This window comes from Photobacterium sanguinicancri (assembly GCF_002265265.1).
In the GTDB taxonomy this organism is placed as follows: domain Bacteria; phylum Pseudomonadota; class Gammaproteobacteria; order Enterobacterales; family Vibrionaceae; genus Photobacterium; species Photobacterium sanguinicancri.
Genome location: NZ_NOIF01000457.1, coordinates 1 through 453 on the forward strand (window position 1 = coordinate 1; position 453 = coordinate 453).

General features: G+C 62.5%; 1 protein-coding gene. It reads right to left on the reverse strand.

Annotated features, from left to right (window positions below; genetic code table 11):
* Nucleotides 1–453, reverse strand: a 453-nt coding sequence (locus ASV53_RS24590) for a serine hydrolase (protein ID WP_141226347.1), incomplete at both ends; no start/stop codon positions are given.

The window sequence follows — 453 nt, forward strand, 5'->3', positions numbered from 1 at the left end:
GCGTCGACGATAATCCAGCTCTCGAGAACATAGTCGAATTTCGCATCCGGCTCGAAATAAAGGTCACCGCTGGCGAACCGCTTTACAGCCTCCGCAGTCGGAACGTCCCGCGTGCGCAGCGTCGGATCTATTGCCGCCGCCGGAAGGAACATTTTCGGCAAGCCGCTGCTGTTGGACAACAATCGGCGTAACGTCATCCGCGCCCCTGTATCCGCGCGATAGTAAGGGAGCCATCGTGCAATCGGTGCGTCGAGGTAGAGCAGGCGACGGGTGTTGACGTGCCGCCGGGCATCTTGCTGACGTTGGTCGAGAAGGCGCTCGTCCACGGCCGTTAGGCGACCGGTGACGCCTTTGTCCTGACGATCCTCCGTACAGACCGACGCCTTCGCGTCCTCGATATGGTGACCCCGCCGAGCCGGGAATCGGGAGGCGGCGCGATCGGATCGGGTACCG